Origin of the sequence: Methylomicrobium lacus LW14 (assembly GCF_000527095.1) — a bacterium.
GTDB lineage: Bacteria > Pseudomonadota > Gammaproteobacteria > Methylococcales > Methylomonadaceae > Methylomicrobium > Methylomicrobium lacus.
Window position 1 is genome coordinate 2434508 of record NZ_AZUN01000001.1, and the last position, 17644, is coordinate 2452151.

Consider the following 17644-nt stretch of genomic DNA (forward strand, 5'->3'; position numbering starts at 1 on the left):
GACTCGATGAAACACGCCCTATATCCTACGGCCGTGGCACACTCACGGCTTGCCTTTAATTTTCCTATATTGCCCGTACGACAACATCGCAATGGAGTCAATTCATTTCCGAACAATCCCTTAATGTTTCACCACCTGCTGTTCAGATGGGCGCGCGCTTTCACGGATCCAATCCGGCCAGATGGTCACAGGCCAGCCTGCTTTGCGATTGATATCATAAAGAATGTTTAACCATTGCCGCAAAAACTGGCCTTCCAATTTTAGAATCGCTTGCTCAAAGCCGGGACCTTTAAAAGTGAGACGAATACCATTCGAAACGGATGCGATGTCGATCGACTTCACCAACCAAGCCTGAGCATCAGGTTCGGGTTTTAAGGGGGGTAATGGCGGCATTTGAGCGCGCGCGGCTTGCTGAGCAAACTCCTGCACCACACTTCCCACTTGCCCCACTTGATGTATGTCGCCCATTGCCTTTTGCAGACGATCCAGTATCACCGGCAACAAGCGTGACAATAAGCGCTGCGTCAGCCATATCACGCCTAGATTGCCAGACTGATACTCTCCTACCAGTTTGATTCGATCTTCCGCTTCGTCATAATCGGTTGTGATGCGTTTTAATAGAGTCATGGTTTAGTAACGAATAAAAATAGCATTCCGTGCAGACTGCTGCACCCTTGCTTTCAGGCTCTATAGCCTGGGAAGCTCAAGCGTCCCGTATGCCTTTCGTGAAGCTGGAGCTTGGGAACCAGAAGTTATTTGTAATTTTTTAACCATTCAAGGTCGATGGAATCCTTTTGGGTTGATGCGCCGAGTAATCCATCCAGGCCGCCGGGCAGAGGCACATTACCATTTCTAGCCCCCAGCCCCGTAGGCAGAGGCGTATTGGCTTTTTGTTGGGCACGCTGCCTGTCTAAATTGCGCAGTTCGGTCAAACGCTGCATCGAAAACATCTGGGCGTAGGCCAGATCAAGAGCCTGCGTATCGCGCAAAATTTCCAGCACACTGCCAGGCAATGTCTTCATCGCGTCGGGACTGATGCAATAGACATCTCCCAGCAATTCGCGTTCATCCTTGGGGTTGGACTGCGGCAATTCCAAAGGCACCAACACTTTGGAGGCAGCCAGGGCCTCGACCGCAATTTGGGTGATGCGTTGATTCTTGGCGCTCTCGACCAGAAAGTTGCTCACCTGCTGCATCCAGGGCTGCGGTTGTCCCTGATCATCGAAGAAGCGTTCCTCTTGCTGTAGAGGATCCGGCGCTTCCCGATAGAGTCCGCTGCTGTGATCAAAGCCCAGCATGATCAATTGTTTGCCTTCTGCCAGGACTTGCAGCAGCCTGAAAGGATAGGCTCGGAAATGGCTCGGGATGTAAGGCGAGCGCCATTGCCCGTTTGCATCGACGAACAGATTTTCGCCTGCGTGCACCCCCAACAGAGCGATCAATTGAAAACGGCCGGATTCGCTTGAGCGAAAAGCCAAGGGGTAATGAATGATGGCATGAGACAGTTCGGCCATCAACAACGGCGCGAAAGCATCGCCTTGGGCAAATGCATAGCCACTCGATTGTTTCCGGCCGTGTTGCCGATGGGTGTTTGCGTCTATTGGTTGGTAATTTGGTTTCATCTGTATCGTTAAGGTTGATTAAAACAGATATGGGACCTAGCGGCTGCGGCCGTCTGTCCCCTTCGATCTCCAGCGTCCGGTTGGGCCAGGATAATTCGTACAGTTCTCGTTCCCAAGCTCCCGCTTCCAGTATAGCCGTGAAGCCGGAACTTCACGATATGGGTTCCCAAGCTAGAGCTTGGGAACCAGGAAATCAGGAGGCCAGAAAAACAAAAAGCCTCCCCGGATTTCCCCGAGGAGGCTTTTAACAGGCCATCCTTGACCTTACGTTTTTCCTGGTTTATTTATGTTCGGTTCGCGATTGATCACCCACGTAGGGCGGATGCCGTTAGGCGATCCGCCATCCGACCGGCTGATGCGTCATCCTGCGGCTCGTGCGGCGGAACCCGGTAAACCGGTTCCGCCTTACGGGTTTAGGCTTGGATGTCGAGGGCTGAGAACGAGTTGTTCGTCACGCCTGTCAGCAGCACCACACCATCCACTTGACCGTCGAGGTTGGCATCGAAGAACAGCAGGCCGGAACCATTCGTTTCCGGGCCAGCACCATCCAGATCCGTCGCCGAGGTCAGGTAGTACTGCAGACTGCCCCCGTTGGTGAAGAACGCAACATCGGCGGCAGCCTTAGCGGCACTGTAGGTAGCCACCTCAGCAACTTCGAGGTAGTTGCCACCCGATCCCGCCTGCAGACCGAAGTCGATCTTGTCGACTCCCGACAGGAAGTCCGTGATCACATCGGCAGTGGTGTAGTCAAGTGCGCCGTTATCGGATGCACCCGACCCTGCGAAGGCCGCAGTGGCGTCCGTACCCAAAGCAAAGCCGCCGTTATCGCCACCATTATCCGTGAACGTGATCACATTGCCTACAACCGTCGCGGTCACTTCACCGTCCGTGAAGTTACCCTCCAGACCTGCTGCAATGTTATTTGCAGTATCGCCCGGCAACGCGGTGTAGTCGGCAGACTCGCCGGTCAACGGAGAAGCGTAGTCGGCAACCAGACTGTAGAAATCACCTGGGTTCGGCGTACCGTTGATGGTAAGGGTGGTTACCTGCTTATCATCGGTGCCGTTCGAGATGACCCCACTCAATGTGTCAGTCGTACCGCCGTTCGTCACCGAGTTGATAGTCAGGTTACCGCCGGCATCACCGCTGACGGTTACCACATTAGTCGACGCCGTCGCACCGATGTTCGCCTTCGCATTCAGTGCAGAGGCAACAGCCACCGCGATGGCGCTGGCATCGGTAATGTCAAAGGCATTCGTCAAATCAACCAACACGCTGTCTAAGACACCGTTGATCATGTAGTTGACAGTGAGTGACTCATTACCATTATCGGTCGCGTCAGCGGTGATCGTGATTAGCTCACGATCCACGCCCGCCGTCGTCGTCGCGGCCACCAGATCAGCGGCAGTACCCAGATCGAGATCGAACGCGAAGATATCCGCGCCACCGTTACCGGTGAGGACATCCGCCGCAGCCGCATTGGTCTGATGGAGGTTGCCGCCGTTGATCACGTCAGCCTGGGCACTGCCAATCAGGGTATCGATCGCCGAGGTTGCGCTGTCGGAGCCCGTCAGGTTGTAGCCATTGGGGCCACCAGCCAGCGAAACATCGATCGTGGTGTTGGACACGGTGCCTGGATCCTTGCTGATGTTGGCGGTGCCGGCGTTCGTAGTCGCGGCGGTCGCCACGAAGTTCGAGGAGTCGTAGACGAACGCGTTTGTAGTAGCGCCTGCCGAAACCACGAGCACATCCCGGATAGTTCCAGCCCCATTGGTCCACATCCCCTGGATCGTGTCCGTCCCAGCATCGACATTGAAGGTCGTCGAGCCGCCATTGAACAGCGAATTGATTGCATCATCGCCAAGTCCGCCGGTCACCGTGGCACCGACAATGGAGTTCAACGACTCGTCGATATCGTCGCCGTAATCCGAGCCGACGATGTTCTGCACAGCAGCAACGTTGGTATCGTCCACCGCACCCCAGACCTTAAACGCAAACCGACCATCTGCGTCCTGCGGAGCTGGCAGCGTCGTATCCAGCGTCACGCCAGAGTAGTCAACACCTACTGTGTTCAGCACGTCGGCGTTGATTGTCAGATCATGATCCGTGCCATCGCCCACCACATAAGTAGTACCACTGCCCTCAACGAATACCCCCTGTGCATGCAAGTAGTCCACTTGATCGATCGTCAGCGTCAGCGATGATCCCGCCGGCACGCTGATGCTGCCACCGGTTATATCGAGCGTGATCTTGGACAAGTCGACGTTACCGTTGATGACCAGCGGCACATTGATCAGCTTCAGCGTGGTCGGATCCAGCGGATCGACCGTTGGCTGGAAGATCACGTCATCGGTGATTTCCAGGTAGCTGCCAGGATCGGCTCCCGTGTAGTCGAAGCTCCAGGTTTGGCCTGCGTTGAGCTGCGGCGTGCTGCCATTCGCAGTCGCCAGCGTCAACGTGTTTACACCCGAGCCGGAGACAAAAGAGAACGCCACATTGGCGCCTTCATAGGCGTCGAGCGTGTCACCGTCACCGTTGAAGTCCTGTGCCAGATCATCGGTGCTGTCGATCTCGGCGACGATGCCCAGATTCAGCGTACCGCCAAAGGCCGAGGCGTCGATATGGCTCAGCTGGTTGCCGGCCACACCGGCGTTGGTCGCCGAACCCAGGTTGATCGTACCGGCCGCTGCGCCACCATTTCTGAAGACCAAGCCTTCGGTGTTGTCAACGTCGTATGCCGGGCTCGCGCCAGGCGCATTCAGCGTGGCGGTGAAGCCAGCCGTGTTGGTGTCGATGCCGACGATTTGCGCGTCACCTGTGTTCACCGCCGCGATGGTGACATTGTTGGCACCGGTCACGTTGAGGTTCACTACGGTGCCGGCCACTTCGCTGTCATAGGTGATCTTGCCGGTGGCAATCGCCGCGCCCTGCTGGCCGCTGCCGTCGACGATGACCGTCACCGCACCGGTGTTGATGTTGACGAGGTCCAGATCGATGCCATTGGCACCGCCCACCTTGATTTCGCCGACCGTGTTGATGTTGTTCGGCAGCGTGTTTTCATTACCGACCAACGAGGCGTCATTCTGTTCACCAGGGGCAGTGCTGAGATCCGACGTTGCCTTGGTTTCGCTGCTGCCATCATTATCGTTGACGAAGCCTTCCGAAGCCAGGATGTCCCCAGTGCGGACTGCGCGGAACGAATTGATGGTCAGCGCATTGAAATCAATGCTGGCCGGATTAATGTTCGAACCACCGATCACGTCATCCACCACGATGTTGCCGATGGTCGCCTGACCACCCAGATCCAGCGTCAGGTTGCGGATATACTCGTCTGGCGTCGCCCCGATATCGCTGAAGGTCAAGTTGCCGAGCGAAGTGAAGTTCACAAACTCGACCGTGCGATCAACCGCGTTGGAAGACAGCAGGACGTTCAGCTGGGTCAAGTCGGCAAAATCGACACGCAGGATAGTGCTTGGCAGTGTCGTGAACAGATTTTCCACCAAACCGCCCTGATTGTTGATCAGGTCGTCGTTGAGCCACAGGCGGCCCAATGCCAAATCGTATTTGCTGGTATCGACCGGTCCAGGGATGCTGGTAAACAGCCAGACCACGTTGGCCGAACTGTCTCCAACCGTTCCTGTATCAACCACATCAACTGCACGCGCGGCTTGATCGACCGTCGTGAAACGGATGGTTTGACCTGACAGACTACCGCTGTCGCCGCTGATGTCATCAAGCTGCACGGTGAAGTCGCCCAGATCGGTCGCCGCAGCCAGCGTCACATCGTTATCTTCCAGCGTCACAACGCCAGCGATGTTAGTGGCGATGCCGCTCAAATCGACCGGAGTATCGCCAAGGTCAATGATGTTCACCTTCGCGGTTATGCCGGCAGCGCCTGTATCAGGACCTGCGATGATATCCAGACCATTGGCCTGTTCAGCAGTCAAGGTCAGTATCGCTCCGTCGGCCAACACGATCGGTTGATTTTGCAGGATGGACAGGTCAAGACCTGACAAATCATACGACTGGTCGATGTACAGCGTACCGTTGGTGCCCATGTTGATGTTCAACACCGAACCATCCACCAGATTCAAACCTGCACCCAGATGGAAGTCGCTACCTGCCGCCGCAGAACTGAAATCAAAAGTCCAGCCTGCGGTGTCGTCGGCAGTACCCGGGGCAGCATCCAAGCCGGTGCTGTCCAGCGTATCGCTAGTCAGGGTCAGCTTGGTGACACCAGTACCCGAAGTGAAGGTAAAGTCGGCGGAGTCGACGTCGTTCACTTCGCCCAGGTCGAGGTCGCCAGACAGGCCGGAGGCGTCAATCACGGACAGGGTGGAAGAAGTTACACCTTCCGCGCCTGGCTCGTCGGTACCGAAGGCCATATCGCCCGTACCGGTCAACACCAGTTCTTCGATGTCGCCAAAGATAGCTGGTGTGCCGCCGGTGGCAGTGAACGTACCAGTGCCGTTGTTGGCAATGGTCAGCGTGGTGATATCCGCGCCAGGCGTTGCAAAGTCATCGTCCGACGCATCCAGGCCATGAACCGTCACATCTGCCGAACCAGTGATGGTCAGCTTGGCGTCAGTCTTGTCCGGATCAATCGAGGTGAAGACGATGTCTTGAGTCACGATGAAGTCCTGCGTCGCGTTGATGTTCACGTTCAGCAGGTTGTTTTCACGCGATGGCCCAAAGGTCGCTTCGCCGGTGATATCGCCATCGATCACGTTGGCGGTTTCATGGCTATCGATGTTTTCTGCGGTGCCTTGAGACACGATGGTCAGCGTATCGAAGTAGCGAGCAACCAGGCCCGGATCCTTGTCGGTCGTCGAAAGACGCAGGTTACCGTCGATTTCGACGCCGCCACTCAGAGTCAGAGACAGCGTGCGAACTTCATGGTCATCCTGCCAATCGTTGAATACGAGGAAACCTGGAACCGTAACGCTGGGTTCGATCACCACAACGCGGTTGGTCGCAGAGACGAAGCCCAATTCAGCTGGATCTTGATAGACAACCAGAGTGACAGCGCTAGGCAGATTTACCAGCAGGTTTTCTACGTCGGTTCCATCCACAAAGGTATTCAGCGCCCGCAGCGTGCTCACGTTGAAGCCGGAAGCATCAATCGTTCCTACGTTGCCAACTATTGGAAGACCGGTGTTGTCGAACAGGAATACCAGTGTGGTGTTGCTGCCGCCGCTGACATCAAGGCCATCGGCTTGATCCGAGTTCACCAGGCGCAAAGTCTGGTTGTTCGCCAAGATCACGTCGGCCCCATTCAGATCCGCGGCAGCCAGCAGGTTGCCGTCCTCATCGTAGGTGCCCAGTGTCACGGTAGATTCACCGAGGGCTACCGTGACGTTATCAGCCGCAATACCCGTCAGCACGAACGAGTCGCCGGCATCGATATAGTCACCGTCACCGTTTTCATCGTGATTCACATCTGCCTGAGTCAGGCTGGTGATATGCACGGTAAATTCGGTGGAAGGCGCACCTGTTGCATCGACACCCACGATTGAACCAGAACCTTGCAGTTGCTGGAACTGCGCAGCGGTCAGAGTCAGCGTACTACCTTCCGGTACGATGATTTGCTGCACGCCGGTCAGATTAGTCGCCGGATCGAGCGTGATGTTGCCAGTTGCGATGGTCACGCTGTCAACGACGATACCATCGGCAAGCGCGCTCGCATCAAACGGAGCAGAACCCAATTCGACAATGTTCAGATGCGCTGTCGTTGCGGGACTGCTATCAGGCAACAGATTTGCCACGCCCAGCGCATTAAATTGCGCCTGAGTCAACGTGAGTTCACCGTTGCCATCGATCTTAATCTGATCAACGGCCGTCAGGACATCGTCGGACAGATCAACGTTACCTTCGATGGTCAGATCGATGTCGCCGGTGCCGGTGAAGCTCAGCGCATCGTCTGCGTCGATCACTCCGCTATCGAGGACCGCGCTCAGGGTGCCGGTGCCGTTGTTCACTACGTTCAGACCATCGACATCGCTGTCGCTGGTGTTGAGAGCGCCGACATTGACATCCGCAGTACCATTGACAGTCAGCAGTGCGACTGCTTCATCGTTGTCGTTGGCGGTTACAGAGTCATCCCCTGTCACCGATTCAAAGACAATGCCACCTTGGACAATCAGCCCTTGTTCGGCATTGATGGTTACGTCGAGCAGGTTGTTGTCAACGCTGATGTATGAAACTTGATTACCCGTACCTTGCGAGGTAATCGCACCATCGATGATATTAGCGGTTTTACCCGACAACAGGTTTGCGCCGGTGCCGGTCGAGTTGATCGTTACGGTCTTCAGGTGAGTCTGGATCAGATCGTTACCCGAAGCATCTTCCTTCACTGAAGAGGAAAGGCGCAGATTACCGCCGATTTCGGTACCACCATTCAGATTCAAGGTGAAGTTCTGAATTTCAACGTCAGCCTCTGGCTTGTTGAACACCACAAAGCCAGGAACCGTAGTACCTTCTTCGATCACGACGGTTTGGTTGACGCCTTCTACCCAGCCTTGGCCGTTGTAAATCACCTTCGTCACAGCTTGTGGCAGGCCGGTAAACAGCAGGTCGACGTTGAGATGATCAACCAGGACGTTGAGTATCTTCAGGGTATCAACGTTAAAGCCGGAAGCATCGATGCTTTGGAATGCCCCAGCGCTGGTGTCGGTGAACGCCAGTGTGGAGTTCGCGCCACCATTGATATCGACACCGTCAGCGTCTTCGACATGCGGCAACGTCAGAGTCAGGTTGTCACCGACATTGATCGCCTCTACACCGCTCAGATTAGTCAGAACGGTCGCACCGTCATCGTCTGGGAAGGCGACGTTTTCTGCCAGGGTGAGAGTCAGGTTGATACCACCGGTAATTCCGGAAGTATCGAAACCATTGTCGACATCGGCTTGGGTCAGATCGGTGATGTTGACCGTGACGTCGATGTTTCCATCGCCATTTTCATCAGAGGCTACAATGCTGCCGTTATCGGTCAGTTGTTGATACTGCGCCGCGGTCAGGTTCAACACGGTGCCTTCGTGCACGAGCAAGCCACCAATGCCGGTCAGGTCGGTAGCCGGATCGAGCGTGACAGTTGGCAATGCCGCAACATCAACAACAGAGACAGTAATACCGTCAGCGAAGTTTGCCAGCGCGAAAGGCTGGTCATTCAAACCACTCAGGTGCAGGCTCGCCGTAGCGCCCTCTTCTACTGAGAAATTCGCCGCGCCGATTTGATTAGCTTGCTCAATCGTCAATGACAGATCAGCACCGTCAGTCAACACCACAGCAGTCACGTGGGTCAGTGTGGCCGCGCTGAGATCGACGTTATCATCCCCTGGATAATCGCCGCCGATGGTCAGCACCACGCCACCGACACCGCCGTCGATGTGGGTGTCCGCAGTGGCATCTAAGACCTCTTGCAAGGTCAGGTTGGAACCGCCTTGCGAACCGACAAAGGTAAAGTCATCAGCCGGCTGGTCGATTGTGGCGGTGAAGTGACCGACTACGCCAGACGCGTTGATTGCGGTCAGCGATGTGGGCAGCTCGCCGTTGATCGTTACGTCTTCGGTGGCCGTTACAGTCAAGGTCTTGAGGCCGGAATCACTGCTGATTTCAGTAATGACCGCATCGCCTTGGGTGACATTGATAGTTGCAGAGGCCGCATTGGTCAGATTGATGCCATCAACCAAGAACTTGCGCTCGGTGCCAGTGGAGGTCACACCCAGTTCAACGCCGCCGTTGTTGATGTTAATAACCGCCGGCGCGCCTGGAGTGAAGTACTCGACGTTGACCGTACCGATGTCGGAGGTATCCGGATTGCCGTCAACCTTTAGACCTCCATTCCAGTTGGCATAGCCGTCGCCTTCGAGCAGGATGCTTGGAGCAACCAGGCCCCAAGGCACTGCCGTGAAGGTCACGCTGTTACCCGCGTTGCCGTGCAGACCGATCACTTGAACGTCTTTGGTCAGATCGCACAGGTGGACGATGACGTTGTTGCCGCCGTCGGTAATGTCGCCGTCTTGATCCACATCAATGGAGGTGACCACATATTGCGCAACACCTTGGGTGTTCAAGCCCTTGTTCACACCTGCCGCACCGACGTCAGCGTTCAGCTTGACATCGATCCGGGTGCCGGTGTTGTTGCCGACGATGGACTTGACATCCTGGAAATGGTCCAGGGTCAGGCCGGTGACTGTGCCGGTCAGAGTGTGGAAGTCGACGGTGAAGCCGTCGGTTTCCAGAGTTCCAGGGTTTAGAACATCATTGACAGACTGGCCAGTTACAATATCCTTGCCACTCGCGCTAACTTCGCCGCCGAGGTCAACCACATGCTTGAATTCAATGTTGTGGCTGCCGGTGATCTTCAGCGTTTGGGCTTCGGTGATGACGTCGGCGTCGACAACCGGAGTTGTGTCCGAATTGATGGTCAGGAAGTCGCCCAGACCGCCCACTACAGGACGCTCGAAGGTGCCGTCACGAATGATGGTGACGTCTTCTGCTCCGTACAAGTCACCGGCAGAAATGGTGCCGCCGTCGATGACCAGTTGCGTCGCACCGTTGTCGAACGGATCGAAATTAGCGCCGGCACCGGTAACGATTATCTTGCCGTTGAGGCCATCAGCGCCGTCAATACCGCCTACTGCCACATACTTATGTAGTTGCTCAGCAGTCAGGGTCAGGGTAGCGCCGTTGTGCAGTTCGAAGTTCAGACGCACGTTGGTGCTCAGAGCCTGAGCGTTCAGCAGGTCGGTCAGGTTGGCGTCGGAATCGACTCGAATATGGAGGTCTTCCGTCGCGCCGAAGACCGCATGGTAAACGCTGAATGCAGACGCGCCGATGCTCTTGAACTGATCGTCGGTGATGGTCAGCTCTTGCTTCAGAGTGACCTTGGTGATGCCAGACAGAGCGGCTTCAGTCAGGTCGCTGGTGTTCTCGACGAACAGCGCGATATTGGAGCCTGTAATGCTGGAGCCTTCCAGGGCAGTGACGCCGTAATCAGCAGCGGGACCATGAGAGCCATCGGTATCACGACCCAGGATGATGGTGTTGCTGCCAGCGCCGACGTTAATGTTGAGCAAAGCGCCTGGTGTCAGGATTTCGGAGATACCCTCCAGATCGTGCGTGTTGTTGTCGGTATCGGTGTTATCACCATTCAGGTAAAAAACATCCATCCCCGACACTACCAGCTTGTCGTTACCGGTACCCGTGGTGATGGTGATTTCGTTGGCGGCAGCCGTAATGTTGTTGTTGCCGTTGCCCGCGTCGATGGTCACCGTGCCTGCACGAACCGCAGAGATGGTGTCATTGCCGGACCCGGTAGTGATCGTTACCACACGATCCAAGTCTTTTGCTCCATCGGCGTTGATGACATTGTCGCCTTCACCCGCATTGATCACGACCGTCTTGCCGTCTTGGGCAGAAATGTTGTCATCGCCGATGCCGCTGGTGATTTTGACGATGTTGCGGCCATCAGCCTGGATGGCGTTGTTGCCGTTACCGGCCTCGATGACGACGTCGCCCTGACTGATTACAGGATTCTGATAATCGGGTTGGTTAGGATCACTATCAGAATAACCATTAGAAATGATTTCGTCGTCGGCTTGGGTGCCTTTGATCGTAACTTTGTAGTGGCCGTTCAGGGTGACATCCAGGCCGCCGGTATTGGCGCTGGCGTCGATCAGGGCGGGACGGCCCTGGTTAAAGCTACTGTTTAGATCTTCGTCAACACCGAAGACGCCGGTGCCTTTGACAAGCAAACGACTGACGGAACCACCCGCGAAGAAATTGTGCATGTGGTTTTCAACACCTTGGGAATCGATGTTGAGCACAGCGGCGTTTTGCAGAATGTTGATATCTTGCTCGACATCGCCCAGCGCCAGTTCGACGTTCAGGGTGCCAGTTTGGCCTTGGCCGTATTGGATCGTCGTAGTGCCGCTCTGGAAGGCGCCTTCCAAACGTAGGGTCGCCGCGTTGCGGACGCCCACGATGTACAAGTCGCCGGATTCACTGTCATATCCCGGTAAATGATTGTTACCATCGATATGATTATTGAAAGGGTAATCGGTATCGTCAATGCCCCCGTCAGTCACGACCAGTCGCTCGATGTCAGTAGCGCGGCTCAGATCAATCCAGCTATTGTCGCTGCCATCGCCGATCGGTGTCGGGAAATTCAAAGTGGTGTCGGTGAACTGGGTGTTGTCCAAATTACCGTCGGCAGTAGGATCGCCGTAGTATGTAGTATAGAAATTCGGCAAGTCATTAACGCGAACTTCCTGGATATTTTTCAGCGTCAGCGGTTGCGCGTAGGTGCCCTTGGCGTCAACTTCCAAGATATTGTAACCTGCGCCGCCGTCGATATAGGCCTGGTGCAGCAATTCAAGACGACCGGCAACGATCGTATCGTCGTCAGCGCTGGTCACGCCAGTTTCTATGGTGCCGCCATTGTTTTGGGTAGGGGTCAGAACGATCGGCGCAAGGACAGGTCCGGTGCCGGAAGTACCATCCACGGTTTTTTCGAAAAGACGTGAATTTCCTTCGGCATCGAACAGCAGGTTGTTCAGGAATTGGAAATAGGAGTCGCCCAGCGCCACTTCCGCGTTCAGGAAAGTGCCGTCCGCGAACGTGATGCGCAGGTTGGTGCTTTGGTCGATTTCTCCACCCTGAGAGGCACCGCCAGAGTTGTTGCTGGTCGGAGACAGAGGATTGCTCAGTGTCAGGCTGGTGACGTTCTGGAACGGATCTTGGCCGTCTGCATCGATCAGACCCAGTTCCTTCAGGTCCAGACCGGTGATCGTGGTCAGGAAGTTGACCAAATCGGCAACAGGAATACCATTCCCCTGCGGGTCGTAACCCCAATAGATGACCGTCGAATCAGGAATAGCCGGCGTACCCGGTTCCGCAATGACTTCGGTCAAGGTAAATAAATTTTCCGCAGGCAATTGCGGATCCGGTGGTACCGTCGTATCAACAAGTGTAGTAGGCGCACTGCTGCCGAGGACTACGCCGGCATCATTCGTCAGGGCGACATTAATTTGCTCGTTACCTTCGGTCAGTCCATCCGCTTTTGCAGCTACGGTAAAGACTGCGGTTCCCGCCGCATTCAGTGTCACAGTGCCGGAAGCGTTATTCACATCGGCGACGTGATTGGCATCAACGTTCCAATTCAGGGTCACGCCTGGTGTGCCCGTCACCGTAAAGGTGATCGCATCGACGCCTTCCGTGACAGTCGTTTTATCTTGCGTCAGCGTTGTCGGCGCATATTTTTGGGTTTCAGTGACAAGGTCGCTGGCCAGATGGGCGTAAAACGCCTTTTTTTCGGCAGTAGAAAACTTGCCGTTGCCATCGGTATCCACAACACCCACTCGTGGGTCATGCGCTTTGATCAGCTTGCTTAATTGCGCTTTAACATACAGCTTTTTAAGGACATACGCGGCAATATAGTCGTCGCTTTTGCCTTTAGCATATAGAGTTGCAATAGAGCCAGTCAGCTTCGCTACCTGGCTAGTCGTCAAATTGACACCGCTTCCCTTAAGAGCTCCGATGATCACTTGAGCTTTTTGTGTAGAATTAATCGCCATGATTTACTCCGTTTAGTTACAAGATTTTGTTTTTGATACAACTTGAAAAGATGAGAAATGCCACGTCTAACATGACAAACGACTGAATTGGCTTTCACTTATTTCATGCGCCTTAAATAATCACTCATTTGCTTGCAGCATGAAGTATATGGTCATTCAAACAATTTTGTCTATTTTTTTGCTTAATTCGTCACCTGATCACCAGGCCTCGCTTACAGCCTTCTTTCCTATGCTGTTTAATTTAAAAACATTTTAGAGGAAATGACGAATTACTCTACACTCTATTATTATGAGTATTTATGCGTAATTGCTTTATTAAATCCGCATTATCCGCGCTTAGACATTATCAAAGTGTTAGGATAATCTTAAATATTGCGCAAAATTACCGCTCATGCTTAATTTAGCCTTAAACTGTATTAGATTGATTGAAACCCTCTTTGCGCATCTCGCTTAGTCCGATTACCTATCAAACCTAATATTCTCATAAAATTGAGATGCCGACCCACCAATACGCCATAACGGCATTATTAATATAAACTTAAAATATTCTTGCAATTTTATTAAGGCAAACTATCTGCCGACGTAATACTGCCACTACAGTATATTTATCTCAGCTTAACAATTCCTGAAGAATGCGTTCTATTTCACAAAAATAAAAAACATCAGAAATAGGCGGCAAAGAATCCCCCCCCTCTCGCGACGGATTCGACAGACTGGAAAGCTTATGACGAGGGAGAAAGACGAGAAATTCTTAGCCCGTTACCAGCAAGCGCTGGCGCAACGGAATGAGGTGAACATGTCGAAAGCAAGCCCCCCCCACGAACGGCCTACCCGTTATTCATCCACGTGCAGCCCACTGCCATTAAGTTAAGGTTTTCCTCGCATAACTTATCGTTGGCTGAGCGGAGCCGAAGCCAACAAATCGCTTCGACTTCGCTCAGCGAACGGCTTAACTTAATGGTAGTGACGTGCAGCCGGGATCGATATTGGTTCCCGATTTCACGTCGTTGCGGTCCCACCCAGTCTAAGCAATGAGCCCGTACAAACTTTTCAGGCGTTTACTGTTGATATTCAGCGCACGGCGGATTGGTTGGCTGACTATTGGTATTGAGACAGCCGCCATGGAATCCACGGGGGTTTACTGGGTGCCTGCCTTTGAGATTCTCGAAAGCGCGGGTATCGATGTCATCGTCGCCAATGCCCGCGAGCCCCGCTCTGTGCCTGCGCGTAAGAGCGACATTAACGATGCACATGGCGGCAACACTTGCATGCCTGCGGGGGTGTTGTTGCGAGCCAGCTTTCGTCCTGGCCTCGACATTGCTGAATGCGGAGAAATCAATGCCGGAGCAACCGCCACCCAAAACCCGAAATCGCACTTAACAGGCAGGCTCCGTCAACTTTGGCGTACGGACGGCACTCTAGTCTGCTCACTCAAGAAACTCAAATAATCGACTCACCGCTCATCTACGGCTGACATCGGTAACTGTTGGTAAACCGGGCATGCCAGAAAGCTATCCAGCGAGTCAACCGGCAGCCATCGGCGGCAGGGCTTCACCCCCACTGTCATTAAGTTAAGCCGTTCGTGCTGGGCCTGTCGAAGCATGAACGGCTTAACTTATGCGGCTCGGATTTCTCCGTTCACCCTTCGACGAGCTCAGGGCGAACGGAGAAATCCTTAACTTAATGGCAGTGGGGGCTTCGCCCGGGTTGTGATTGTTATGACTTATGCGGCAAAAACTTACTCAGGCGCCTCCCCTATTTCGAGCTTATGATTAGCCGGCGCTATATTTGTCCCCGCCGGCTCCAGCCAGCCATTGATCTCGTGCAAGTGGCTTTCGCTGAGAGAGCCGAGGGCCAGCAAAAAGCGGATATGATTTTTGATGTAGCTGTATTTGGCCTGCGCAAGGTCTCTTTTGGCGACAAACTCACCCTCTTGCGCCTTCAGGAGATCGCTTACCGTGACAACACCGTAGTAGAGACCTCGCTCCATCGATTCGCGCGATTTGACCGACGATTCGAGCGCTTTACGCCCCGCTTTGATGCGCCTGACGTCCGCATTGGTGCTGAGGAAGGCATCGCTGGTTTCCTTGACCAGACCGCGCAAGGTGGCCTCATTATCGTATTGACTCAAGCGCAATTGGCTTTTCGCTTCAAACAACTGGTGTGTGGTCGTGCCGCCGGCGAACAACGGCACGTTGACATTGATCGCCGCAACCTGAGTTTGCACAGTCGAGTTCAAATTCTGGCTATTATAGCCAGTGTTGGTGTCGTAATAATTCAACTGCAGGTCAACAACCGGCAGGTATTTGGATTTTTGTACGGCCACATTGTTTTCCGCCGCCTCTATCGCGACGCGCTTGGCCGACAAGGCGGGATTTTGGCCTTGCGCCATGTCTATCCATTGTTGCAATTCGCCTTCGAGTTCTTTGTACTCGATGTTTTCTTGCAGCCTTTGCAGGCTTGAAGGCGCAACCCCAGTCAATTCGCGCAGCCCTTGCTGGCTGGTTACCAACTGGCTTTCCGTCTTGATTTCGTCGGCAGCGACCTGATCCACACGCGCTTCCACGGCGTACACATCGGTTATTTTCAGCACTTGCTTGGCAAACTGTTTTTGTACCTGCACCAACTGTTGCTGAGTTGTTTCTTTTTCAGCTCGCGCCAATTCCAATTGATCCTCGGCTTCGAGCACGGTGAAATAACGATCGACCACATTGTAAATCAATTCATTCTGGGCCTCGATCTCCTCGGCAGCATATTGATCTTCTACCTTGGACGCGCGCCGCCATTCCCAGAATTTGGCAAAATCGACCAGGGTCTGGCTCAGCGAAACATAGTAGCGCGTTCCGTTATAGGAACTATTGGTAATACGCAAGCCGGAATCACTACTTTGGCTGTTTTTCGACCAGTTGGCGCTGGCATTGATTTGCGGCAGCATCTGCCCTAACGCCTGGCCTTTTTGTGCCGCGCCGACTTCCATTTTTGCTTCCGCCGACTTGAGCCGCGGATCGGCCTCCAGGGCTTGGCGATAAATGGTCAGCAGATCATCCGCCCACGACGTCTGGACGTGCAAGCCAAGCACTAACGCCAACAGCATGTAAAATTTATTCATGTACCGTCTAATCTTCGATAAGCGCACGCGCAAACGCATTGGTCGCGGGTTGAGCCAAATATTCAAACAAGGTCCTCTCGCCGGTATTGATCAATACCTCCGCCGGCATGCCGGGCACCAATTGCAATTTGCCGAGATCCTTTCGGCTCTCAGGCGTCAGTTCCACACGGGCCTGATAATAAGGCACGCCGGATTCATCATCGACAAAGCGGTCCGCCGACAATTGAATGACCGTTCCGTTCATTTTTGGCGTTATTGCCTGTTTGAATGCACTAAAACGCACCTCGGCCTGCAAGCCCACCGTGACACGATCGATATCGTTAGGCGACACCTGCGCTTCGATGATCAATTCGGCGTCTTTTGGCACGATGTCGAGTATCGCACCACCGGGCGAAATGACGCCATTCTGGGTATGCACCGACAAACCCATCACCATGCCGCTGGCTGGCGCCTTGATGATGATTCGATCGAGCTTGTCCTGGGATGCGGCCAGCCGCTCATTGACATCGTTTAACTCGGCCTGCGTTTCGCTGAGTTTGCCGGCGACTTCCTCTTGAAATTTCTTTTCGACCTGCAGGATTTGCAAGCGCGTTTCGCTGATCAGCATCTGGTTGGTGGCGATTTCCGCATTGAGCTGGGCGATTTCGCCACTCTGCATGGCATGATTGCGCTCCATATCGCGCAAACGCTGCTTGTCGGCGAAGCCTTCCGCCAATAACTCCTTTAAATCATGAATTTCTTCACCGTAGGAGTCGACCAATATTTTTTTGCTCTCGCCCTGGCTTTGCAAACCTTTTATTTTGCTGGAAATTTGGCTGATTCTTTCCTTGAGTACCGCCATTTCTCCGTCATGGGCTTTTTTTCTGGAGTGAAAAACATTGCTCTCGGCCTGTTTAGCCTCCGTAATTCTTTGGTCGCTTTCATCATTCAGCGCTTCCGGAAACTTGATCGCATTGAGCAGGTCTTTTTCGGCGCGCAAGCGCGCTACCTGCGCCGACAAGACGATGAATTGACTGCGCGCGATTTCCATCTGGGCTTTTATTTGCGTATCGTCCAGAATCAACAAGGTATCGCCCTCCTTGACCACATCACCGTCCTTGGCCAGGATTTTGGCGACAATGCCGCCATCGAGATGCTGCACGGTTTTTCGGTGCGATTTTACGACGACAACGCCTGACGCCAGCGCCGAACTGTCTAACGGCGCCAGAAATGCCCAGCCGCCAAAAATACCGAAGGTCAAAGTCACGATCACCGCGCCGATCAGGCGGACGGAGCGATCATTGGTCTGCAAGTCTTTAGGCGCTGTTATTGTTTGAGTGTTTTCGGTCATATTGAGC

6 protein-coding genes are annotated in these 17644 nt (G+C 54.0%); 1 reads left to right on the forward strand and 5 read right to left on the reverse strand.

The genetic code is table 11. The features are described 5' to 3' along the window. Window positions 1-120: 120 nt before the first annotated feature. The 3 genes from METLA_RS0111020 to METLA_RS0111030 all read right to left on the reverse strand — a co-directional run bounded on the left by METLA_RS0111020 (window position 121) and on the right by METLA_RS0111030 (window position 13198). The gene (locus METLA_RS0111020) at window positions 121-627 is read right to left on the reverse strand and encodes a hypothetical protein (RefSeq protein WP_024298609.1); all 507 of its coding nucleotides are present in this window, start codon (window positions 625-627) and stop codon (window positions 121-123) included. Window positions 628-752: 125 nt separating this feature from the next. After that, the gene (locus METLA_RS0111025) at window positions 753-1622 is read right to left on the reverse strand and encodes a SapC family protein (protein WP_024298610.1); all 870 of its coding nucleotides are present in this window, start codon (window positions 1620-1622) and stop codon (window positions 753-755) included. Window positions 1623-2035: 413 nt separating this feature from the next. Further along, window positions 2036-13198: a beta strand repeat-containing protein gene (locus METLA_RS0111030; protein WP_024298611.1), complete on the reverse strand. Its 11163-nt coding sequence runs from the start codon at window positions 13196-13198 to the stop codon at window positions 2036-2038. Between the two features lie 1031 nt (window positions 13199-14229). Between METLA_RS0111030 and METLA_RS22610 the strand changes: the two genes are divergently transcribed. Beyond that, entirely contained in the window at window positions 14230-14646 is a 417-nt protein-coding gene (locus METLA_RS22610) for a hypothetical protein (protein ID WP_024298612.1), read from the forward strand. A 290-nt stretch (window positions 14647-14936) separates the two neighbouring features. Here the strand turns inward: METLA_RS22610 and METLA_RS0111040 are convergent, their stop codons facing one another. Together METLA_RS0111040 and METLA_RS0111045 are read right to left on the reverse strand one after the other, a co-directional pair. Then, window positions 14937-16307: a TolC family outer membrane protein gene (locus METLA_RS0111040; RefSeq protein WP_024298613.1), complete on the reverse strand. Its 1371-nt coding sequence runs from the start codon at window positions 16305-16307 to the stop codon at window positions 14937-14939. Between the two features lie 7 nt (window positions 16308-16314). Next, on the reverse strand, window positions 16315-17637 hold the full coding sequence (locus METLA_RS0111045; protein ID WP_024298614.1) for an HlyD family type I secretion periplasmic adaptor subunit: 1323 nt from the start codon (window positions 17635-17637) through the stop codon (window positions 16315-16317). Window positions 17638-17644: the final 7 nt, after the last annotated feature.